This window comes from Limosilactobacillus coleohominis 101-4-CHN (assembly GCF_000161935.1).
GTDB classification, from domain to species: Bacteria; Bacillota; Bacilli; order Lactobacillales; family Lactobacillaceae; genus Limosilactobacillus; species Limosilactobacillus coleohominis_A.
The window spans coordinates 1-21,756 of sequence record NZ_GG698807.1; the positions used below are offsets into that span (position 1 = coordinate 1).

At 42.1% G+C, this 21,756-nt stretch carries 20 protein-coding genes, 1 pseudogene and 1 other annotated feature; of the genes and pseudogenes, 10 read left to right on the forward strand and 11 right to left on the reverse strand.

Annotation, left to right across the window (positions count from 1 at the left end):
* Positions 1-105 precede the first annotated feature (105 nt).
* Positions 106-1,887 (forward strand): DNA helicase RecQ, encoded by a 1,782-nt coding sequence (gene recQ / locus HMPREF0501_RS08030; RefSeq protein WP_006917506.1) that lies wholly within the window; start codon positions 106-108, stop codon positions 1,885-1,887.
* 146 nt (positions 1,888-2,033) lie between these two features.
* Here recQ and HMPREF0501_RS08035 read toward each other — a convergent pair whose 3' ends face one another.
* The 4 genes from HMPREF0501_RS08035 to HMPREF0501_RS08050 form a co-directional block, all read right to left on the reverse strand.
* A complete protein-coding gene (locus tag HMPREF0501_RS08035; protein ID WP_006917507.1) occupies positions 2,034-3,398 on the reverse strand; it encodes an MFS transporter in 1,365 nt (454 codons plus the stop codon).
* Positions 3,399-3,537: 139 nt separating this feature from the next.
* On the reverse strand, positions 3,538-4,572 hold the full coding sequence (locus tag HMPREF0501_RS08040) for a hypothetical protein (RefSeq protein ID WP_006917508.1): 1,035 nt from the start codon (positions 4,570-4,572) through the stop codon (positions 3,538-3,540).
* A gap of 67 nt (positions 4,573-4,639) precedes the next feature.
* Positions 4,640-5,344, reverse strand: a complete 705-nt coding sequence (locus tag HMPREF0501_RS08045; RefSeq protein ID WP_006917509.1) for a B3/4 domain-containing protein — start codon at positions 5,342-5,344, stop codon at positions 4,640-4,642.
* A gap of 143 nt (positions 5,345-5,487) precedes the next feature.
* Entirely contained in the window at positions 5,488-6,123 is a 636-nt protein-coding gene (locus HMPREF0501_RS08050) for an HAD family hydrolase (RefSeq protein WP_006917510.1), read from the reverse strand.
* 210 nt (positions 6,124-6,333) lie between these two features.
* Between HMPREF0501_RS08050 and pyrR the strand changes: the two genes are divergently transcribed.
* The 3 genes from pyrR (at position 6,334) to pyrE (ending at position 8,365) form a co-directional block, all read left to right on the forward strand.
* A complete protein-coding gene (gene pyrR / locus HMPREF0501_RS08055) occupies positions 6,334-6,870 on the forward strand; it encodes a bifunctional pyr operon transcriptional regulator/uracil phosphoribosyltransferase PyrR (protein ID WP_006917511.1) in 537 nt (178 codons plus the stop codon).
* Positions 6,871-6,989: 119 nt separating this feature from the next.
* Positions 6,990-7,721: an orotidine-5'-phosphate decarboxylase gene (gene pyrF, locus HMPREF0501_RS08060; RefSeq protein WP_006917512.1), complete on the forward strand. Its 732-nt coding sequence runs from the start codon at positions 6,990-6,992 to the stop codon at positions 7,719-7,721.
* Positions 7,721-8,365, forward strand: a complete 645-nt coding sequence (gene pyrE, locus HMPREF0501_RS08065) for an orotate phosphoribosyltransferase (protein ID WP_006917513.1) — start codon at positions 7,721-7,723, stop codon at positions 8,363-8,365. The genes pyrF and pyrE overlap by 1 nt, the downstream gene beginning before the upstream one ends.
* Before the next feature lie 117 nt (positions 8,366-8,482).
* Here the strand turns inward: pyrE and HMPREF0501_RS08070 are convergent, their stop codons facing one another.
* A complete protein-coding gene (locus HMPREF0501_RS08070; RefSeq protein ID WP_006917514.1) occupies positions 8,483-8,887 on the reverse strand; it encodes a hypothetical protein in 405 nt (134 codons plus the stop codon).
* 168 nt (positions 8,888-9,055) lie between these two features.
* Positions 9,056-9,300, forward strand: a binding site (T-box leader).
* A gap of 90 nt (positions 9,301-9,390) precedes the next feature.
* Here HMPREF0501_RS08070 and HMPREF0501_RS08075 point away from each other — a divergent pair.
* The 4 genes from HMPREF0501_RS08075 to HMPREF0501_RS08090 are packed head-to-tail and all read left to right on the forward strand — an operon-like array spanning position 9,391 to position 13,193.
* Positions 9,391-10,245 carry a MetQ/NlpA family ABC transporter substrate-binding protein gene (locus HMPREF0501_RS08075; RefSeq protein WP_191975874.1) on the forward strand — a complete coding sequence of 285 codons (855 nt, stop codon included), beginning with the start codon at positions 9,391-9,393 and terminating at the stop codon, positions 10,243-10,245.
* A gap of 20 nt (positions 10,246-10,265) precedes the next feature.
* On the forward strand, positions 10,266-11,330 hold the full coding sequence (locus tag HMPREF0501_RS08080; RefSeq protein WP_006917516.1) for a methionine ABC transporter ATP-binding protein: 1,065 nt from the start codon (positions 10,266-10,268) through the stop codon (positions 11,328-11,330).
* Positions 11,323-12,024 carry a methionine ABC transporter permease gene (locus HMPREF0501_RS08085; protein WP_006917517.1) on the forward strand — a complete coding sequence of 234 codons (702 nt, stop codon included), beginning with the start codon at positions 11,323-11,325 and terminating at the stop codon, positions 12,022-12,024. Before HMPREF0501_RS08080 ends, HMPREF0501_RS08085 begins: the two co-directional genes overlap by 8 nt.
* A 17-nt stretch (positions 12,025-12,041) precedes the next feature.
* A complete protein-coding gene (locus HMPREF0501_RS08090) occupies positions 12,042-13,193 on the forward strand; it encodes an ArgE/DapE family deacylase (protein WP_006917518.1) in 1,152 nt (383 codons plus the stop codon).
* A 175-nt stretch (positions 13,194-13,368) separates the two neighbouring features.
* On the opposite strand, the gene rlmD is transcribed toward HMPREF0501_RS08090, so the two are convergent.
* Positions 13,369-14,793, reverse strand: coding sequence for a 23S rRNA (uracil(1939)-C(5))-methyltransferase RlmD (gene rlmD / locus HMPREF0501_RS08095; RefSeq protein ID WP_006917519.1), 1,425 nt, complete (start codon positions 14,791-14,793; stop codon positions 13,369-13,371).
* Positions 14,794-15,267: 474 nt separating this feature from the next.
* Here rlmD and brnQ point away from each other — a divergent pair, with 474 nt between their 5' ends.
* Entirely contained in the window at positions 15,268-16,644 is a 1,377-nt protein-coding gene (gene brnQ, locus HMPREF0501_RS08100) for a branched-chain amino acid transport system II carrier protein (protein WP_006917520.1), read from the forward strand.
* 77 nt (positions 16,645-16,721) lie between these two features.
* On the opposite strand, the gene phoU is transcribed toward brnQ, so the two are convergent.
* The 5 genes from phoU to HMPREF0501_RS08125 are packed head-to-tail and all read right to left on the reverse strand — an operon-like array spanning position 16,722 to position 20,882.
* Complete coding sequence (gene phoU / locus HMPREF0501_RS08105) at positions 16,722-17,432, reverse strand: phosphate signaling complex protein PhoU (protein ID WP_006917521.1); 711 nt, start codon at positions 17,430-17,432, stop codon at positions 16,722-16,724.
* Positions 17,433-17,442: 10 nt separating this feature from the next.
* Positions 17,443-18,204 carry a phosphate ABC transporter ATP-binding protein PstB gene (gene pstB, locus HMPREF0501_RS08110; RefSeq protein WP_006917522.1) on the reverse strand — a complete coding sequence of 254 codons (762 nt, stop codon included), beginning with the start codon at positions 18,202-18,204 and terminating at the stop codon, positions 17,443-17,445.
* Positions 18,205-18,217: 13 nt separating this feature from the next.
* Positions 18,218-19,105: a phosphate ABC transporter permease PstA gene (pstA, locus tag HMPREF0501_RS08115; protein WP_006917523.1), complete on the reverse strand. Its 888-nt coding sequence runs from the start codon at positions 19,103-19,105 to the stop codon at positions 18,218-18,220.
* Positions 19,102-20,007 (reverse strand): phosphate ABC transporter permease subunit PstC, encoded by a 906-nt coding sequence (gene pstC, locus HMPREF0501_RS08120; protein ID WP_006917524.1) that lies wholly within the window; start codon positions 20,005-20,007, stop codon positions 19,102-19,104. The genes pstA and pstC overlap by 4 nt, the downstream gene beginning before the upstream one ends.
* A gap of 2 nt (positions 20,008-20,009) precedes the next feature.
* Positions 20,010-20,882 (reverse strand): phosphate ABC transporter substrate-binding protein, encoded by an 873-nt coding sequence (locus HMPREF0501_RS08125; protein ID WP_006917525.1) that lies wholly within the window; start codon positions 20,880-20,882, stop codon positions 20,010-20,012.
* 134 nt (positions 20,883-21,016) lie between these two features.
* Here HMPREF0501_RS08125 and HMPREF0501_RS08130 point away from each other — a divergent pair.
* Positions 21,017-21,737 (forward strand): annotated as a pseudogene (locus tag HMPREF0501_RS08130) (winged helix-turn-helix domain-containing protein).
* Positions 21,738-21,756: the final 19 nt, after the last annotated feature.

Consider the following 21,756-nt stretch of genomic DNA (forward strand, 5'->3'; position numbering starts at 1 on the left):
GAGAGGTGGGCGGTTTTTTGTGAAAGAAGATAGCTCGATTATAATTACTCGGTTATAATTCAGATGATGACTAATAATGGAATGATTAAAGGAGAGAGCTAAGCCATGAACAATGCACAGTCAGTCTTAAAGACGGTCTTTGGATTCGATGAATTTCGACCGGGACAACGGGAAGTGATTAGTGCGGTTCTGAGTGGACGCAATACTTTGGCCGTGATGCCAACAGGTGGTGGTAAATCATTGTGCTACCAAATCCCAGCCTTACTCAATCCAGGGGTAACAATTGTTGTTTCACCATTGATTTCTCTAATGAAGGATCAGGTCGATGCACTTCACCAAAACGGGATTGAAGCAGCAGCCATTAACAGTACTACGCCTCGCGATGAGGTGAATCCGATTCTTCGTCAAGCGTATGAAGGAAAACTAAAACTGATTTACGTGACTCCTGAACGGTTAAATATGGACTACTTCCGTTACCAGCTTAATTACCTCAATATTAACTTAGTGGCGGTTGATGAAGCCCACTGTATTTCGCAATGGGGTCATGATTTTCGCCCAGCGTATCGTCAACTGCGGACCGCGATTGCAGGACTAAAGTCGAGGCCAGTAACTTTAGCACTGACTGCGACAGCGACACCCCGGGTTCAACAGGATATTGGCCAGCAACTAGCGATTGAGCCAAATGATTTTATTGTAACGAATTTTACCCGACCCAATATTAGTTTTAAGGTTGTTCAACCACAATCAGATACCAAACGGTATATTGCAGAATATCTCAAAAATCATCAGGATGAAGCCGGGATTATTTATGCTAATACGCGCAAGGGAGTAGAAGCGTTAGCGGAATATTTAAATGACCGTGGGTTTAATGTTGAACCGTATCATGCAGGAATGGATAATCAAACGCGTGCCCGAATTCAAGATGACTTTCAATTCGATCGCATCCCGGTGATTGTGGCAACCAATGCTTTTGGAATGGGGATTGATAAAAGCAACGTTCGGTTTGTAGTCCACGCAGCCAGTGCGCAAAATATGGAATCTTATTATCAAGAAGCTGGTCGCGCAGGACGAGATGGTTTGCCGAGTGAAGCGGTAATGTTATTTCATGCCGGCGATATGCAACAGTATCGACGTTTTATTGAGATGTCAGAAGCCGATGAAGAGTATCGTGATGTTCAATACCAAAAATTGCAAGCGGTGATTGATTATGCAAACACACCGCGGTGCTTGCAACAAGAAATTGTTGAATATTTCGGTCAACATTGTGACCCTTGTGGTCATTGCAGTAACTGTTTAGATCAGCGCAAACTAATCGATGTTACACGTGAAACAAAATTGATTATCACCGCCGTCAATGAATTACATAGTCGGTTTGGTAAGGGTGTGATTGCACAGGTAGTCACGGGTTCACAGAGCGAACGGATACGTCAGCTGCAGGCAGATAAATTATCAAGTTACAATTCATTGAATAATTTATCTAAACAACAAGCAGTGAGTTTAATTGACTACCTGTGCGCTACTGGGTATTTAGAACTTCGTGGCAGTCAGTATCCGGTAGTTGGTATTACTAAACGCGGCTGGAATGTCTTAAATGGTCACGAAAATGTTCAACGACGTCAAGAAATTAAACCGGATCGAAAAGCAACTCAAATTGAAGATGAGTTACCAGAAGATCGGGAACTATTTGCTAAACTACGGGTTAAAAGATGGGAGTTAGCTCAGGAACAAGGAGTACCGGCATTTATGATTTTTTCTGATCGAACTCTTCATGATATGGCCAGAAAACGGCCACAATCGTCAGCTGAAATGTTGGACGTTGCAGGAGTCGGTCAACGAAAATTAGATCAATATGGTGCAGCCATGTTAGCTGTGATTAACGAAGAATAAGGGAGTGAGACAAAAGTCCTCAAATCGGCTGGCAACTCCGATTCGAGGACTTTGTATTCGAACCCCAGCCAGCTACTGCGCTGTTACATTTTTATTTTTAAATTAGTAAAGAGGTTGAGATTATTTCTCAGCCTCTTAGTTTGGCTTTAATGTTGCTTTTTAATGGTCAGATATCGTCCAAGAACAACCATTAGCACGACAACCATCAGAAGGGTAACTCCGAATGCCCAGTGGGCTCCTTGAACAATTGATCGGGGAGCGTCAGTAATTACGACCATCATGGTTACGGATGCTGACCCCATAATTTGTCGAACGGTATTATTAAGAGCGGTTCCGTGACTGTTCTCTTCTAATTTAAGATCAGAAAATGCTTCTGTTAGGGCGGGACTAAATATTAAGGCATTACCGATTAAGCGGACGATATAAATCACAGTTAGTGTCAAGATTGACGTAGACGAAGAAATGAAAAGCAGGGGAATGCTGGCAAGGGCAATTAGTAAGCTACCAGAAATAATTAGCCATTTAAAACCGTATTGGTCATAGAGACGACCAGCAAAGAAAGCGACAATCCCATTAGCTAGTGCTCCTGGAAATAGAATCAGCCCAGAGGTAAGGCTGCTGGTGTGCAGAATCTTTTCCGTGAAAATTGGGTAAACCTGCTCAGTTCCTAACATAATCATGAAGGCTAGCAAACCAACGAGTGTCATGAGACGGAAAGATGGATATTTAAAAATGGTTACTTTCAACATTGGCCTTTTTAGGTGAAGTTGACGATGAACAAACCACCAAATGAACAGGCAACCAGATACCAGCATTGCTAGGCCAGCTTCAAGATTACTTTGAAAGACGCTCAAGCTACCAAGAGCTAAGCCAGTTCCAATTAGGGAGGTAAGGATTGAAGGGTAATCAAAGCGAACATCTTTGATTGGTGAATAGTTAGAAAGTTTCCAGAAACCAATTAACCAACAAACGATCATCAGTGGCAGCACACTAATAAATAACCATCGCCATGAAAGGTATTCGAGTAGAAAACCAGACAGAGTCGGCCCGATTGCAGGCGCAGTCGAGATAATTAAGCTTGTCATCCCCAGCACAGTGCCTCGCTTTTCAATTGGGAAAATTGAAATCATGGTTGTCATTTGTAGTGACATAATGACACCGCCGGCCGCCGCTTGTGTTAAGCGTGCCAAAAGCAGAAGCGGAAAGTTAGTTGCAATACAACCAAGGGCAGTTCCAATAATGAACAAGCCAACGGTGCTAAGATAAATTCCCCGATCGGTGTATTTATTATAGATGTTCGAGAAAAGTGGGATGGTGAGACCAAGAATGAGAGTGTAACCAGTCGTTAGCCACTGGGCCGTGGTAAGTGATACATGAAGGTCTTGTTGAATAATCGGTAAAGCAGTTACGATCATCGTTTGGCTTGCTAAACTAATAAAGTCAGCTAACAGCAGGATTGCTGCAATAATATTCCGAGTATGACGGTCGATATTAATGGTATTAGATGTCATGCAATTTCTCCGTTCATTTTAAAGTTGATACCTTATTACCCTAGCCAAATTAGGCAATTAATTGCAACATTTTCTAGGAGTAATAAAAAACCACTCCCCTTCAGAAATTGGAAAGTGGTCAAGAATTAAGTGGTTAGATTTATTCATCGTCTGGGTAATGAAGATCATCAAATTTTCTATCAGCGTTTTGATGAGCAAGATCCTTTGTTTGGTACCAAACATTAGCAACCCAAAGTTCAGCACCACCAGCTTGGACAAGAACTTTTACTTGTTGTCCATTGATTGTTTCGGAGTGAACGGCGTAGTATGAACCATCACCAGCACTTTGACACCATCCCTCCATGTGGATCCAATGCATGCTTCGGTAATCATGGAAGTCTGTTCGCATCCAATTTTTAGTAGCGGTTTGTACTTTTTGATCCATCATGGTATCTTCATCCAATTTGCCTTGCTTATAAAGGTGCATCAGTCCATTTGTTCCATCAGGACCAGTATATTGGAAGGTGTTCTTGCCAAATGTGATCGTTCCATTACTATCATCATCAGCCGTATACCACGTACCGCGCATATCAGTAGGAACTGTTACAGAACCTTCGTTACCATATTTACCATTTTCGTTGGAAGATGATGAACTGGCGACGCTACTAGTAGAATCGCGCTTATCATTGACTTGAGCGCTTTGCGCGAGACGATTTACAAAGCTCCCTTGACCTTTATCATTAATGAACTTCACCATTTCTGAACGACTGACGGTAGCTAACTTTTTACCAGCGTGACTCTTTTCAGCATTTTGATAAATGATGACATCATTATCCTTAACCGTATAAACGAGGCTAGAACGCTTTCCAGTAGCTTTAACATTATAAGCCACTCCTTGACCACGGTCTGCCAATTGATAGTTGCCTGCTGGGTATAAATCAACTTGCAGCCCTTCCTTTTTGGCTTGCTTTGCTGTCGTTGCCCAGTCGCTACCAAATTTATTTCCAGCATACGTGGTAACAACGCTTACCATTTGTTGAGGAGTTAAATTATTTTCGCTAATTTTTGTGCTGGAACTACTTGCTAATAAACTGGATGAACTGGCGCTGTTGGTTGGCGAACTTTGCTGAGTACAGCCAGCCAGCGCAAATGCTAAACCAGCAACCGTTAACACTGCCATCCGTTTTCTAATCATTATAAAAAGCCTCCACCCAATAATATTACCTTTTTAATATACAACGAACGGGGCGGCGGAACAATTACTAATTCCATTCAAAGGATGGATGGGTTCGGTCCACAATTCCTGATTGGGTTTCAACGCTAAAAATTTTATGAAGTAGGTTGGCTAAGTCTTCCTTTGCTTGGTCTACTGCCTCTTTATTAATGTCAACGAATCCGTCGATGGGGAAGAAAACGTCTTTAGTATCTGGGGTAATTTTACCGTATTCACTTTGTCGCCAAGTCCAGCGGCGCGTTCGGACTTCGTTACCAACTGCGTAAACGACTTCTCCATCATCAGGAGTTTCAACAGTATCCTTCCCTAGAGGAACGAATTGATCACCAGCTTTAGCAGTCCGCATCATGATATCTTCTGTGACGTTATCTAAAGTATGGGTGCCCATTGGAACTGTGTATTTAAGCGAAATCGCGTTATTTAAATCCACAAGGGGGTTAATGTGCGGTAAATCTTTACCCTTAGAAAGACGCTTAAATAGTGCTTCAGCTGAGTAAGGAAATCGGTTAGGATTGATACCAATTTTTCGGAAGGCTTCCCGATATGGGATAATTTCTGGTCGTTGCTTAACGTTTGTATCCGCAAATTTTTCCTGAGCAGCTTGCATATATTTATTTAGCATTTCATCAATAATTGGGTAGTCAATTGAATTATTAATTCCATGAGCTACGACAACACCAACGTACATGTTAGGAACTTGTTCAAAAATATCTGAAGTAATAACAAATTTCATGATTAATCCTCCTTGAAAAAAAGCTGGATAAGAATTTCTGCCGCAGCAGCATCTTATCCAGCTTGTAGGTTACAAACCCTCTGATGTATTACTTATTATTTTCTCCGATTCTAACAAACATTAATTTGGATCGCAATAACTAATTAAAAATTCAGCAATTGCTGAGGTTGATGAATTAAATAGGTGGGTTGTTCTTGCTTGAGGGAGTCGATATTAAAGGCACCCCAAGTTGCACCACAAGTCTTAACCGCGGCATTCTTACCCATTTGGAGGTCATAACGGGCATCGCCGATCATAACACTTTGTTGCCGATTAAGATTGAAGTCGTGGACTACACGGTTAACACTTTCTGGATTGGGCTTAAAGTTTTTAACCATGTCCGAGCCGACAACTTCGGTAAAGAGTTGGTCGATTTTGAAACGTTTCAGATGATGATAAATCGTTGCTGATGAATTACTAGAAAGGATAAAAAGGTCTTTACCATTGGCATGAAGCTGTTTAAGGGTGGGAATTACACCATCAAAAAATTTAGTACCTGCATCTTCATTTTGCGCGCAAAAAATTCGGAAGTCATCATAGAGCTGATGAAGAACTTTTTGCGGAGCTAGTGGTGCCAACATGGGGAAGAATGTTTCAATTGGTAATCCCATGTAATCGAGCACTTGTTGTTTAGTGGGTGCTGGCAAGTTGTTTTTAATGAATGCTTTTTGAGTGGCGACGGTTACCACGGTTCCAGAATCAGCGAGGGTACCGTCGAAATCAAACATAAAATTATTCACGCGGAACCAGTCCTTTCAAAATTAATTATGCTCACCATTATACGCTGTTAAATGGTTGACACACAACCATGAGACGGGTAGACTATTCCTAAATAAAGCCTTTTTAACTCGACCCAGAGAGGTCCAAAGGGGAATCGATAGATAACATTCACGTCTTTATGTCCCCGATGTACGTAAAGGCGTTTTTATTATGGAAAAGGAGTGTTGATTGTGGCCCATGAGATTGTTGATGGATCCAGTATGCAACGAGCATTGACACGCATTACATACGAAATCATCGAGCAAAATAAAGGTGTCGAGAATTTAGTGTTTGTTGGGGTCAAGACCAGAGGAATTTATTTAGCGCAACGTTTAGCTAAGCGGATGGAACAATTGGAGGGAGTCAAAATTCCAGTTGGTTCATTGGACATCACACTTTATCGGGATGACCGCCATATTGCTGATCACAAAACCCAACCAACAGTGAATGGCAGTGATATTAAAGTTGATATTAATGATAAGCACGTTATTTTAGTGGATGATGTTTTGTTTACGGGGCGGACAGCTCGGGCAGCCTTGGATGCGTTAATGGATCTTGGCCGTCCTAAGCGGATTTCATTAGCAGTCTTAGTTGACCGTGGTCATCGTGAATTACCAATTCGTCCAGACTTTGTCGGCAAGAACATCCCAACGTCATTGAATGAAACGGTACATGTGGCAGTTGAGGAATATGACGGTCACGAAGATATTTCAATTGAAGATAATTAGAATTTCACCATTTAATTCGCTCCAGAGAGGGCAAAAAGGCGAAAGCGGGTTAGGGATAATAATCCACGAAAGCAGTCCTCTTTGCGGGGACTGCTTTTTTTCAATAGGAGGAAAAACAAATGGAACGCTTTGAACCAATGGTCGCAATTGATGTTGATACAAAGGAAGCGGCCTTAAAACTTTTTGATCAACTAGCAGGTGATACTAACCATACCCCGATTGTTAAGATTGGGATGGAACTTTACTATGCGTTTGGCCCTGGAATTGTTAAGCAAGCTAAGCAACGGGGATTAGCCGTTTTCCTTGATTTAAAGTCTTATGATATTCCGAATACGGTGCACCGGGCAATGCGAGTAATTGGTAAGTTAGGAGTTCGGTACACAACAACCCACGCAGCAGGTGGCACTGAAATGTTAAAAGCGGCTAAAGAAGGACTCGTAGAAGGTGCCCACGAAGCTGGGTTACCAGAGCCCAAGTTATTGGAAATTACAGAATTAACGTCAATTGATGAAAATATTCTCAAAAATGAACAACATGTGGATTTGCCATTAATCGATGTGGTGAAAAATTATGCACAGGTTGCTGAACGGGCCGGACTCGATGGGGTCATTTGTTCTGCCCAAGAAGTGGAAGCAATTCGCACGGTAACTAAACCAGACTTCTTATGTGTGACACCAGGAATCAGACCGAATTTATCTGTACATGATGACCAAAAACGGGTGGTAACGCCAGCTCAGGCACGGAAATTAGGTAGCAATGGAATTGTTGTTGGACGGCCAATTACACAAAGTGATAATCCGGTGGCGGCATATCAAGCAATTCGACAAGCATTTATGGAAGGTGAAGAATAATGGTTGGACAATTAGAAATTGTTGCAAAAAACTTATTAGATATTAATGCGGTAACTCTGAAACCAGACGAACCATTTACGTGGGCGAGTGGAATGCGCGCGCCAATCTACACAGATAATCGGTTAACAATTTCCTACCCATTTGTTCGTCGGAATATTGCAGTGGGAATGACTGAGTTAATTAAGCATCATCTTGATGATGTAGATGTCATTGCGGGAGTTGCAACTGCAGGAATTCCCCACGCAGCATATGTAGCTGAGCGTCTTCAAAAGCCACTTGTCTATGTTCGCTCTAAACCGAAGGATCATGGCCGTGGTCGCCAGATTGAAGGGGTTTTAAAAGCAGGTCAAAAAGTAGTTGTGATTGATGACTTACTTTCAACTGGTGGCAGTGCACTAAAAGCTGTTAAAGCGGTTAAAGACGCAGGTGGAGATGTCATTGGGGTTGTTTCCATCTTTAGTTATCAATTACAGGCATTGGATGATAATTTTAAAGAAGCAGGATTACCCTATTATTCAGTTACTAACTACACGACGTTAATCGAGACAGCAAAACAAAATCAGATGATTTCTGATGACCAACTTGCTTCACTCCATGCATGGCGAAAAGATCCAGTACAGTGGTCTAAAGAATACTCAGAGTAATTTGTTCATTTCCCGGGAAATGAATCAGCATTAAAAAAGATTTTATACACAATAAGGGCTTCAGCGTTCGGCATTACCGAACGTTGAAGCCCTCTTTTGCTTGTGACAAGTGAGTCCTTATTTTTGTTCTTTTAGGTATTTACTCTTGATCAGTAACTCTCGCGAGTGCGCGTCCGCAGGATAATAACCTTTGTTAAAGAGGTGACGAAAGTACATCATATTATAGAACAAGGCAAAGATTAGTGCTGGCCAAGGAAATGTCAGCAATGCACCCAGTTTGAAGAATAGTGCAACTAAGACGTAGTCAGCCGCGAGAACTAACTCCAAGAAGAAGTTGTAGTAGTCACCACGGAAGAGTGCTGGTAGTGGTCCAAACCAAAAGGTCGTCCATGAGATTCCCACCTTAGCAATTCGCAAATCACCTTGGTCATTTTTAATTTTCGCATAGTTTGGTGGAATTGGGAGATTATTAAAAATGTTGTTTGGATCGTTATTGTTATTGTTTCCAAATGGATTTTGCAATGCGAACCCTCCTTTATTCTTAGGTACATATCATATCATAAGTCAACGGGTCTGACTAATTATCAGTCGGCAGGAATCAGTCATCTAAAAAGTTTGCAAAAAAATATTAGAAAATGTGTTGACAAAAATGAGAATTAAATTATTATTACTCATAATCAATTAATCGAAATAAACATATCGAAAAGCAGAGTAGGAATTGGAGATCTGAAGAGAGCTTCTGGATGGTGTAAAGAAGTGTTTGAAGGTTCTGAAGATGGGCTTGGAATGGCATCAGTGATGTTAGCTGGTGACGGAGTTGCACACGTTATTAGTGCAAGGTTATACGAGGGAGACGTCCTTCATGTAACCTGCTGAGGTTGGACTCGTGAGGGTTCAACGAACTAAAGGTGGCAACGCGAGTAATCGTCCTTTATCTAGAAATAGATAAAGGGCGATTTTTTTGTTCATCATGCTTTAGATTAGTTGATTAAATAATTTGAAATTATATTGAGAGGGAGATTTTGATTATGAAGAGAAGAAAACACACAGGGTTAATTTGGACCATTATTATTGTTGCAATTGTTTTAATTGGCGGGATTGCTGGTTTTGCTCACCATCGCCAACAACAAGCGAAGACGGTAACGGTTGGGGTTGTCGGTTTAACTAACCAACAACAAAAGATTTGGGATGAAGTTAACAAGACGGCCAAGAAAAAGTATGGCGTAACAGTCAAAGTTAAGAATTTCTCTGACTATAATCAGCCAAACAAGGCAGTCCAAAATGGAGACATTGATTTAAATGCCTTTCAACATACCGCATTCTTGAACGCTTGGAATAAAGCTAATCACGGTCAAGTGGTTTCAATTGGACGGACGGTTATCGCGCCAATTCGTCTTTACTCAAAGAAGTACAACAGCATTAAAGATTTGCCAAATGGTGCAACAATCGCTGTGCCAAATGATGCTTCTAATGAAAGTCGGGCATTGTATGTATTAAAGAACGCTGGATTAATTACCTTCAAGAAGGGAACCGGTAAATTAGCAACGGTTGCTGATATTGATAAGAACACGAAGAACCTTAAGATTAAGGAACTTGGCGCTGAACAAACTGCGCGGTCATTAAACGATGTAGATGCAGCAGTTGTTAACAATACTTATGCTGCACCAGCTGGATTAACTAAGAAAGAAACCATCTACGTTGAACCACTTAACAAGGATTCTGAACAATGGATTAACATTATTGCAGCTAAGAAGTCTGATGCAAATAAACAAGCATACAAGGATGTTGTGAAGGCTTTCCAAACTCCACAAGTTAAGAAGCTTTACCAAAAGTACTACGGTGATACCGAAAAGACCGCTTGGGACTTGAAATTAAACTAATTAGCAAGGAGAGGTAGAATATGGCGAACATCATTGATTTAGACAACCTCAGCGTGACCTTCCATCAAAAAAAGGGGACTGATGTTAAGGCAGTACAAAACGTTAATTTGAAAGTTGAAAAGGGCGATATTTATGGAGTAGTCGGTTATTCAGGTGCTGGTAAATCAACCCTTGTGCGGACAATTAACCTTTTACAAAAGCCGACGGCAGGTTCAGTGACCGTTGCTGGAACAGTCCTTTTCAAAGATGGTCAACAACAAGTTGATAATAAAGAGCTTCAGGAAAAGCGTCGTAATATTGGAATGATTTTCCAACATTTTAACTTATTGAATGAAACAACGGTTGCCGAAAACGTGTTGTTTGCCTTAAAACATTCTTCCATCTCTGATGATGAGGCTGAAGAAAAAGTCCTAAAACTACTCGATTTAGTAGGTTTAAAGGATAAGGCCAACGCGTATCCTGTCCAATTATCTGGTGGGGAACAGCAACGGGTAGCGATTGCTCGAGCATTAGCCAATGATCCAGAAATTTTAATTTCAGACGAAGCCACTTCGGCACTAGACCCCCGGAACACAAACCAAATTCTTGATTTACTAAAGGATCTTAATAAAAAGTTGGGGTTAACAGTGGTTTTGATTACTCACGAAATGGATGCAGTGAAACGAGTTGCCAATAAGATTGCAGTAATGCAACATGGGGTCATCGTGGAACAGGGGAACTTACGTGATGTTTACCTGCGTCCAAAGGAGGAACTCACCCGTCAATTTGTTGGTGGTTCACTGGCCGCCATTGAAACACTTCGGGCCTTTGATCTTGGTCATTTAGCACCAAATGAACAGCTATTCCAAGTTGTCTTTAGTGCAGCTAATGTTACTAAATCAATTATTCTGGATCTGTATAAGCAATTGGGGGTTGATGTCTCAATGCTCTACGGAAATATTGAAGTACTTGGAGATGAACCAGTTGGGACAATGTTTATTCTGGTCAAGGGTGATCAAAAAGAATTAGACAGCGTGGTTGACCTCTTGAAAGGAAAAGATGTTGAGGTAACAAAGATTGATGATCGGGGGATTTGGAATGACTAGTTTATTAGCAAAATATTTACCGAATGTTGCTAATCTTGGCTGGGGTGGCGATACCGGTTGGGGAACTTCCATCTGGCAAACCATTTACATGACCTTTTGGCCAGCGATTTTTGGCGGGATTCTTGGCTTAATTTTTGGTGTCGTTTTGGTGATTACTAAACCTGGCGGCATTCTGGAAAACCGATTCTGGTTTGGCTTTTGTGATAAAGTTGTTTCACTCTTCCGGGCCGTACCATTTATTATCTTATTAGCGTTTATCGCACCGTTTACTCAATTAATTGTCGGAACTCAAATTGGGACAACTGCAGCACTTGTGCCATTATCTTTGGGGGTTTTCCCATTCTATGCACGTCAGGTTCAAGTGGCTTTAGAAAGTGTAAATGAAGGTAAGATTGAAGCAGCGGAAGCGCTTGGCGCAACTAATCGCGATATCATCTTTGATGTCTATCTTCGTGAAGCCCGTTCTGAGTTAGTTCGGGTCTCGACCGTAACTTTGATTAGTTTAGTTGGGTTAACTGCGATGGCTGGAGCAATCGGTGCAGGTGGACTTGGTAATACCGCCATTGCATACGGGTACAACCGGTTTAATAATGATGTAACCATTGTCGCAACGATCTTAGTTTTACTATTAGTGGTCATTATTCAATTAGTTGGTGATTGGTTAGCACAACGCTTAAATCACCAAAGTCGCTAAGCAAAGAAGGCATAGGTATGGAGAAAGATGAACAAGTTCGAGTACTGGAAGATTTGATCAAAATCAATTCCGTGAATGGTAATGAAGAAGAGGTTGCGAAGTATTTACAACAACTCTTTGACCGTCATGGAATTAAGGCGAAAATTGATTTATTCGGTGACCATCGTGCCAATTTAATTGCCGACTTCGGTTCTGGCGATGATGTTTTTGGTGTAACTGGTCACATGGATACTGTTGCGACGGGAGATGAAAACAAGTGGCAGCACGGTCCATTTACTCCTGTTCGTGATGGGGATCGCTTGTATGGTCGCGGTTCTGCTGATATGAAAAGCGGTCTTGCTGCTGAAGCGATTGCATTGATTGAATTGCACGATACGGATGCACTACCAGCTGGTCACGTTAGGTTCATTGCAACGGCGGGTGAAGAATATGGAACTCCTGGTGCCAACCGTTTGGAAGCTGCTGGAGTTGCCAAAGATTTAGTTGGGTTACTTGTTGGTGAGCCAACCAGCGGCAACGTAGTGTATGCGCACTCGGGAAGTATGAACTACCGAGTATCAAGTACTGGTAAGTCAGTTCATTCTAGTCAGCCAGAAAATGGGGTCAACGCTATTGATGCATTAGTTGATTTCTGCGTAAAAGAACGCGACTTGTTCAATGATGCTCCTGTGGATCCGTATTTAGGAACTGTGAAACATAGTGTGACGGTAATTAACGGTGGTGATCAAGTCAACACCATTCCGGATGCGGCTGCGCTTAAAGGGAATATACGACCTACTAAGACCTTTAATAATGATCAAGTAATTGAGCGGCTTAACAGAGCGATTAGTGAAGTTAATCAAGAAGGAAAAGGGCAGTTATCATTAGAATTGATTCATAATTTCCGCCCAGTAGCTTCTGATCCATCAGGTAAATTTGTTCAACGTGCACTTCAAGCAACACAACGGGCTTATCAAGCAGTATCAAATCACAGTACACCAGAATTAAAGACGATTAATGGTGCAACAGATGCGAGTGTCTTTGTTAAGCATAATCAAGAGCTCCCAGTAATCGTGTTAGGGGCGGATGATTGGAACATTGCCCATCAGATTAATGAGTACACCACAATTTCAAGTTATTTAGCAACGATTAAAGCATATCGGGAAATTATTCAACATTACTTTGATTAATATTTCCTGGGAAATAAAAGGGAGCGTGACAGAAGTCATTTATGACTTCGTTTTCACGCCCCCCGCAAGCACAAATAGGCCTCCAGAGTTCGGCTTTGCCGAGCACTGGAGGCCATTTGTGTACTGCGCTGTTCGCTTTTTATTAAAGTAATCGGGTTTGTGTCACAGCTCCTTTTTATTTGTTTAAGCTTAATTTAACAACTGCTTCGCACCTTGCCGTTTGAGGCATCATATCGATTGGTTGGATGTAATCAACACGGTAGGTAGGAACCAAGCGGGCCAAGTTTCGGGCAAGTGATGCCATATTACAGGAAATATACGCAAACTTCGTTGGTTTTTCTTGCAAAATTTGCTGGATTAATTTGTTATCTAGACCAGTCCGAGGAGGATCCACTACTAAAGCATCAAAATGGAGACCTTCAGCTCGCCATTTCGGTAATAATTCTTCAGCAGATCCAGTTTCGTACTTGGCATTAGTGATGTTGTTTAAGGTGGCATTCTGGTTTGCATCGGCGACAGCTTCTGGAATGATTTCCATTCCACGAACTTCATGAACGCGGCTGGCAAGGGCCAAACCGATCGTTCCGATTCCTGCGTATGCATCAATTAGGGTATCTGTGCTGGTTAATTCCATCGCCTTAGCAGCTTCTTCATATAGAGTTTCGGTTTGATATGGATTGAGCTGGAGAAAGGAACGTGCGGAAAGGTGGAAGTCTAATCCCATCAGACTGTCAGTGATGTAAGAATCACCAGCGAGGTGGATAGTTTCAGTTCCCCAAACTAGTGGGGTATCCCCGGGATTTATATTTTGCATTACAGAAACGACGGACGGTAATTTTTCCGCAATGAAAGTCAGGAGTTGATGTTTTTTAAGTAATTTAGGACTATTAGTAATGAAAGTTACTTGAATTTGATGAGTTGTTGCAGATTCACGAACGACAATCGTTTTTAAAATCCCGCTATGATTGCTTTCGTCATACAACGGAATTTTTAATTGCGCAATTTTATCAACGAGGGCGCGCATTACTCTCATGATTCCTGGCATTTGAACAGCGCATTCTTGCATATCAACAACTTCATGAGAGCCAGAACGATAAAGACCAGCAACGACTTTCCCATTTTGCTGACGAATTTGGAACTGAGCTTTATTACGGTAACCATATTGTTTTTCAGAGCCAATGGTTGGACGAACTTCATAGTGACGGTAACCACGAGGTTTAAATTTAGCTAAACTTTCAATTACCATTTGCCGTTTGAATCGTAACTGTGCTGGATAGGCTAAATTTTCAAGTTCAAAACCACCAGCGTCTAATGCATAGTCATCCCGCGGAATGACCCGGTCTGAGCTAGTTTTTTTCAGACGATGGATAGCTGCTTCGAGATACTTTTCGTGAACTTTTGTGACTTCGGCAACCACGACTTCATTTGGTAGTGCACCGGGAACAAAACACACCTTGTGTTTAAAATAGCCAATTCCCTGGCCCGCAACCCCCAGTTTTTTTATGGTTAATGGGAAGCGGTCACCAATTTTGACATCGACAGGATGCTGATAATGACGTGGTGACTTCCGTGGATAATGATGATGGGTACGTTCAACCATAATTAATTCTCCTTTGTTGGATGGTTATAATGTGTATCATTCTAGCATAATTCTAGTGTCAAACCTTTTTGAAATACGGAAAGATGAATTAATTCAAAAAAATTATGAAAAAAGCCTTGACGAAAGATTAGAACTTGATTAGAATATACTCATAAATTAATTATTCGAGCACAATGAGAAAGAAGAGTAGCGATTTCTAATCGAAAGCGAATCCCGTTTGGTGAGAGGGGAACGAATCTAGAAAGCGTGAAAATCACTTTCGAGTCTGTACTGTCCAAGGTACAGTGGTATGACACCCATTACAGCGTCAGCGTATCGCAATTTTGCTGTACGTATTGAGGTACTAATAGCAATATTAGTATAAACCAAGGGTGGTACCGCGTATGACGTCCCTTGACTGGTCAATGATCAGTCAAGGGACTTTTTTATTGGGCTCGATGTTAATTCATTCGCAATGATATTGGAGGGAGAATTATGAATGATTTAGCGTCACGTAAACTAACCACAAAGGAATATTTAGTTGTTAGTTCATTACTATTTGGTTTGTTCTTTGGGGCGGGGAACTTGATTTTTCCACTTCATTTAGGACAATTAGCCGGTGGTCACTGGGGCCTAGCTACGGTTGGTTTCTTATTGACGGGGGTTCTGTTGCCACTGTTATCAGTTATGGCAATTGCAGTCACCCGTGCTGAAGGGGTTTTTGATGTTGGCCGTCCATTGGGAGTTGGCTTTGCACTAGTTTTCATGGTTTTAATTCACGCAACGATCGGCCCCTTATTTGGTACACCACGGACGGCGTCAGTTTCCTTTACTGTTGGTGTCGCCCCGTTCGTTCCCAAAGCTGACCATCAAGTCGCACTGTTAGTTTTTTCAGCTGTTTTCTTTGCGTTAGCATTTGCATTCTCATACCGCGAAAATGATATTCTTTCTAACGTTGGTAAGGTTTTAAACCCAATGTTCTTGGCATTATTATTCTTAATGTTTTTAGTTGCCTTTTTACGGCCGATGGGTAATCCAATGTCGGCACCGGCCACTTCTGCTTACGTGCATTCTTCATTTGTTAATGGGTTCTTACAAGGATACAATACGATGGATGCTCCTGCAGGACTAGCCTTTGGGGTCACTGTTGTGCATGCGGTACGGCAAATGGGCCAAAAACGTGAATCGGATGTCGCAAAGGTTGTTGGTAAAGCAGGATTAGTCTCCATGAGTATGGTGGCATTTATCTACGTATTATTAATCGTGGTTGGTGCAATGTCCCTTGGTCACTTTAAGCTTTCTGCTGATGGTGGGGTCGCATTTAACCAAGTTGTTAGCTACTATGGTGGTGCCTTTGGTCAAGCAGTTCTGGCAGTATTGATCACAGTGACTTGTTTAACAACCGCCGTTGGATTGGTAGCAGCTTTTGCGCAAGATTTCCATAAACACTTTCCAAAGGTTTCTTACCACACATGGTTAGCCTTAACGACGTTAGCTTCATTCTTAGCTGCAAACTTTGGTTTAGACACAATCATCGCCTGGTCAACACCAATGTTGATGTTCCTCTACCCACTATGTTTAGTATTAATCCTTTTGTCAGTATTTTCACCAATGTTCAACCGTGACGGGGTTGTTTACCTGTTTGTTGTACTATTCACTGTCGTTCCAGCTCTTGGTGATATGGTAGTATCTTTCCCGAAAGTAGTTAGCGCGAGTGCTTTTGGTACCGCAGTTGCTGCAGTGCGGAGCCATTTACCCCTTGCCAGTTTAGGCCTCTCATGGCTAGTGCCAGCACTAGCTGGTTTGGTTCTCGGATTAGCATTCCACTTCTTCCGGGTTCGCGGAAACGCGACTGCATTAGACGAAAATTAGTACTCTTTGAATAATCCATATTGATACTCTCCAAAAATAGCTTCAGAGTTCGGCATTACCGAGCACTGAAGCTATTTTTAGTTAGTATGATGTTCGCGAAGCTTGCGTCCCACAAGATGGTGGTCGGCCTTACCAGGATTCAGTTCGACGAGTTCTCCTGATCCGCTATAGATAATCCATTCGGCAAGATTGACAATGTGGTCACCCGCGCGTTCTAAGTAACGAATCACGTTGAGGTAGGTTTCATACGAAGTGACATGATCATTACTGGCTTTTAAAGCACCAATGATCCGTTGTTGCTGTTCAACGTAGAGAACGTCGACTTTTAAATCTTCGTTCGCAACTTTGGAGGCCGTCTTCTCGTCAGTGAAAACATAGGCGTCCATGATTTGTTCAAGCATTTTGCGGACGATCATCATCATTTGTTGAATATTATCTTGAATCGCTTGATCCTGATAATGATCAGCCATACGGACGGTACATTGAGCAATGTGCGAAGCATAATCACCAATGCGTTCGATGTCAGTACTAGCTTTGAGAATACTAATAATTTTACGGAAGTCTGCAGCAACTGGTTGTTGCAATGCCATTAGTTTTAATGCCTGTTTTTCTAAATTAACCTCATCAGTGTTAATGTGCGAATCACCAGACAAAACCTTTTTAGCTAGTTCTGGATCGTGGTTGGTAAATGCTTGTGTAGCTTGGTAGATTTGTTCACTTGCGTCAATTCCCATTTCCATAAAGTGGCTACGTAGTCGTTTTAATTCATCGTTAAAAATTTCGCCCATGGTCGGCCTCCTAACCAAATTTACCGCTCAGATAATCAGCGGTCTGTTTTTTCTGAGGGTTCAGGAAAATATCTGCAGTTTGATTATATTCAATTAATTCACCTTGGTGCAAGAAGGCTGTCCAATCAGCAGAACGCGATGCCTGCTGCATGTTATGAGTCACCATAATAATGGTAAAACGCTCTTTGAGGTGCACAAGGGTATCTTCGATTTGGGTTGTCGAGACGGGATCCAATGCACTAGTTGGTTCATCCATGAGGATAATTTCTGGTTCAACGGCGAGAGTGCGCGCAATGCAAAGTCGTTGTTGCTGACCACCAGATAGGGCGAGGGCACTTTTCTTGAGGGAATCTTTGACTTCACCCCATAAGGCAGCCTGTTTCAGACTTGTTTCAGCACGTTCTGTTAATACTTTTCGATCTTTAACCCCAGCTAAACGAAGTCCATACACGACATTATCGAAAATTGATAGGGGGAAGGGGGTTGGTTGCTGAAAGACCATTCCAATTTGTTGTCGAACACGATAGATATTTACTTTGGGTTGATTAATATCGACATCATGGAAGTGAATTTTACCGGTAACCGTGGCTAAACCATCGTTCATCCGATTAAGGCTACGGAGGAGCGTAGACTTACCAGAACCAGAAGCACCAATCAAAGCAGTAATTTGATTTTTGGGGAATTTCATTGAGATATTTTCAATCACCGGATGGTCGCCGTAAGCGACACCGAGTGCCTCAACAGAAATTGCGGGATTTGAAATGTTAGTCATTGATTATCCTCCTCTATTTGATTAATCCTTGTCGTTGACTAAGTCGGTGAGCGATAAAGCGGGCTAATAAGTTAAAGAATAGAATCGTTAGTAACAGAATTACGACTGCCCCATTTGAAATCGCTCGTGCATCAGGAACTAATCCTTCGTTATTAACTTTCCAAATATGGACAGCAAGTGTTTCTGCCGGGCGCAGTGGATTCAGAAAGCTAGTTGGACTAAACGGGTTCCAATTAGAGTAACTAATTACGGATGAACTTTGACCGGAAGTGTAAATTAATGCAGCAGCTTCACCGAAAATTCGTCCGGCACTAAGAATGGTTCCCGTCATAATTCCAGGTAATGCTGCCGGGAGAACAATTTTAGTGGTTACCCGCCATTTAGACATTCCTAGTCCAAGACCAGCTTGTCGTTGTAATGATGGAACTTGTTGCAAGGCGTTTTCGCAACTTCTGGTTAGTAGGGGGAGATTTAAGATTGTTAGTGCCATCGCACCAGCAAGTAGTGAGAAATCCAGACCCCACTGGATGACAAAGACTAAGTAGCCGAAGAGGCCGACCACTACTGATGGGAGAGAGCTAAGTACTTCCATGGCTAGCCGAATTAAGCTCGTAAATAAGTTTTGTGGAGCATATTCACTCAAATAAATTGCGGCACACAAGGCCAGCGGGACGGAAACGAGCATTGTTAAAAAGAGCAGGTAAACGGAATTAAAAAGCTGATCACGGATGCCACCGCCGCGACTAAAAGATTCTGCTTGGCTAGTAATAAAATGCCATGAAATATTGGGTAAACCAGTGACTAGCAGGTAGCCAAGGAGGGATAGGATTAGAACGCCAATGAGAGCGGAGAAACCAAGAATAATAGTGGTTGCGATCCGATCAATTTTAACGGGATTCATGAATGATGGGCTCCTTTCCGATTAACTAAGTGAATGAGGAGGTTAAAAGCTAGGGAGAGAACTAATAAAATGAGGGCCAGCGACCACAGGGCGTTGTTCGCGGGAGTCCCCATCACGGTGTTCCCGATTCCAGTGGTAAGGACGCTGGTTAATGTTGCCGCTGGTTCGGTTAATCCGTGGGGGATCACGGTTGTATTACCAATCACCATTTGCACTGCCAGCGCCTCACCGAATGCCCGTGCCATGCCGAAAATCATTGCAGTTAGAATGCCACCCTTGGCGCTAGGTAAGATAATCCGGGAAATAGTTTGCCACCGGGTTGCGCCAAGACCAGCTGAAGCCATTCGGTATGACTTAGGAACAGCATTCAGACTATCAATGGTCATCGAAGTCATCGTTGGCAGCACCATTAAGAAGAGCACAACAATTGCTGCCAAAATTCCGAAGCCCGTCCCACCAAACATTTTTTGTAAAAATGGAATTACCACGGTGAGCCCAACGTAACCATAAACAACGGATGGAATTCCAACTAAGAGTTCCACAATTGGTTGACAGACTTTGTAAACTTGTTGCGGTAAAATTAAGCTCATTGCGATAGCTACGATCAGTGCTAGTGGGAGTGCAATGATCCCGGATAACAAAGTAACCAATAGCGAGGTAACGATCATTGGAAGGGCGCCGAAAAGATTTTGTCCTGGTTTCCAAATTTGACCAGTTAGAAAGTTGATCAATTTGACGTGATCTTGAGTAAAAAGGGCAAACCCTTGGTAAGTTAGGAAGACTAAGATAGTAATTACTAAAATTGCGATGGTAGCGATGGATAAGAAGCTAATGATTTTACCAGTTACTTCCTGATGACTTTCGGCGGAAGGACCAGTGAGCTGTTTTGACCATTTTTTCATACCTATTTTTCCTCAATAATTTGGTTATTAGCGGTTTTTTTAACTTTCATATCATGAATGCTAATGTAATTGGTGGAGTTAACGAGTCGCTGCTGGATAGCTGGCGATTGCATGTAGCGAATGAACTGTGTTGTTGCCGAGTTGGGATTTAATTTGGTATACATATGCTCATATGACCACAACGGCCAACGGTTGGTAGTAATATTGGCTTTAGTTGCCTTAAAATGATTCAGTTGGAGTGGCTTTACGCGTTGGTTAACGTAAGAGCGAGTGATATAACTAATTGCTCCGGGAGTATTGGCGACGATCTCTTTTACCGTGCCGTTCGAATCTTGTTCTTGACTGATAACTGCTTCATCGTTATTTTTAAAAACGGTTTGTTCAAATGCTACCCGGCTACCACTACCGTGAGCACGGTTAATAACGGTGATTTTTTCATTCGGGCCTCCTACCTGCTGCCAATTAGTAATCTTTCCGGTAAAGATCTGGCGAAGCTGTTCCATGGAAAGATTATTTACAGGTAAATTCGGATTAACGATCGGAACAATTCCAGCTACTGCAACCACATGTCCGCGCAACTTCTTAGCGTTAATCCCATTTTGTTGACTAGCGAAGACGTCAGAATTACCAACATCGACGGCGCCTGCTTGAACTTGGCTGAGTCCCGTTCCCGAACCGCCACCTTGGATGGTAATGTGAATTCCAGAATGCTTTTGCTGATACTGGTGTGCAACAGCCTCAGTTAAGGGCTGTAAGGCTGTTGAGCCGACGATACTAATTTTTTGTGGTTTAGTTTGGTGACGGACCGTTGCCCAACTAACAATGATGAGGGCAACGATAATCAATGCTGCACCAGCACTTAGCCATTTTTTCATTAATGTGACTCCTTTAAAATATGCAGAAAGTAATTGTCACTGCATGGATTTCATGGTACAAAAGAAGCATATCAAGCGGATGTAAATATTTAGTTGTTCGAATGTAAATGTTATGTAAATTATGAGAGGGAGCCATGGTGAAGAAGTTTCTACTGATGACTCAGCAACCAGCATTGGCTGAGCAAGTAAAATTAATTGCCCAAAAAGCGCAGTGGCAGGTTGAACAGGTCACTACGCCGACGGGTTTAGTGGTGAAGCTAGATGGTGATCAATACCATGGCGTTTGGTGGGGATTTAACCAATGTTAATCTCGACACTACAATTGCGACGGTGACCTTGATTCGTGATCAGGTAATGGGACCCATTATGATTATGACGCGAACATTGACCGATTGCTTAGCACAAAAATTGTATCAAGCGCGGGTGGACGATGTGGTATTACTTCCTTTCTACGGAGCAGCATTAATTGCGCAAACTAAGCAACGTCTATGGGTTTATAGTCGCCTAACACAGCCAAAGGTTGTTACACGAGAGCATGATTATTCACTCCATGTTGAAGGTCATCAACGAGTGGGTGAATGGCAGATTGACGAAAAGAATTATTTGGTGACCAAGCACGGTCAACAGATTCAATTAACACCGAAAGAATTTCAGTTATTGATGTATTTGGTGAATAATCGTGGACAAGTATTAAGTCGTGATCAGTTAGTGAATGGGGTTTGGGGATACGATTTACTGGAGACTTCGCGGATTGTCGACATTCACATTAGTCATTTACGTGATAAGTTAGAGGATGATTCTCAACATCCGGTGCATTTGTTAACGGTTCGTGGGTTTGGTTATAAGCTCGTATAAAAAAGGCGGGTGATAGTAG

Excerpts from the sequence above, each read along its gene's own strand:
- recQ (WP_006917506.1), top strand. The coding sequence starts at position 106 with ATGAACAATGCACAGTCAGTCTTAAAGACGGTCTTTGGATTCGATGAA.
- HMPREF0501_RS08035 (WP_006917507.1), bottom strand. The coding sequence starts at position 3,398 with ATGACATCTAATACCATTAATATCGACCGTCATACTCGGAATATTATT.
- HMPREF0501_RS08040 (WP_006917508.1), bottom strand. The coding sequence starts at position 4,572 with ATGATTAGAAAACGGATGGCAGTGTTAACGGTTGCTGGTTTAGCATTT.
- HMPREF0501_RS08045 (WP_006917509.1), bottom strand. The coding sequence starts at position 5,344 with ATGAAATTTGTTATTACTTCAGATATTTTTGAACAAGTTCCTAACATG.
- pyrF (WP_006917512.1), top strand. The coding sequence starts at position 6,990 with ATGGAACGCTTTGAACCAATGGTCGCAATTGATGTTGATACAAAGGAA.
- pyrE (WP_006917513.1), top strand. The coding sequence starts at position 7,721 with ATGGTTGGACAATTAGAAATTGTTGCAAAAAACTTATTAGATATTAAT.
- HMPREF0501_RS08080 (WP_006917516.1), top strand. The coding sequence starts at position 10,266 with ATGGCGAACATCATTGATTTAGACAACCTCAGCGTGACCTTCCATCAA.
- HMPREF0501_RS08085 (WP_006917517.1), top strand. The coding sequence starts at position 11,323 with ATGACTAGTTTATTAGCAAAATATTTACCGAATGTTGCTAATCTTGGC.
- HMPREF0501_RS08090 (WP_006917518.1), top strand. The coding sequence starts at position 12,042 with ATGGAGAAAGATGAACAAGTTCGAGTACTGGAAGATTTGATCAAAATC.
- rlmD (WP_006917519.1), bottom strand. The coding sequence starts at position 14,793 with ATGGTTGAACGTACCCATCATCATTATCCACGGAAGTCACCACGTCAT.
- brnQ (WP_006917520.1), top strand. The coding sequence starts at position 15,268 with ATGAATGATTTAGCGTCACGTAAACTAACCACAAAGGAATATTTAGTT.
- phoU (WP_006917521.1), bottom strand. The coding sequence starts at position 17,432 with ATGGGCGAAATTTTTAACGATGAATTAAAACGACTACGTAGCCACTTT.
- pstB (WP_006917522.1), bottom strand. The coding sequence starts at position 18,204 with ATGACTAACATTTCAAATCCCGCAATTTCTGTTGAGGCACTCGGTGTC.
- pstA (WP_006917523.1), bottom strand. The coding sequence starts at position 19,105 with ATGAATCCCGTTAAAATTGATCGGATCGCAACCACTATTATTCTTGGT.
- pstC (WP_006917524.1), bottom strand. The coding sequence starts at position 20,007 with ATGAAAAAATGGTCAAAACAGCTCACTGGTCCTTCCGCCGAAAGTCAT.
- HMPREF0501_RS08125 (WP_006917525.1), bottom strand. The coding sequence starts at position 20,882 with ATGAAAAAATGGCTAAGTGCTGGTGCAGCATTGATTATCGTTGCCCTC.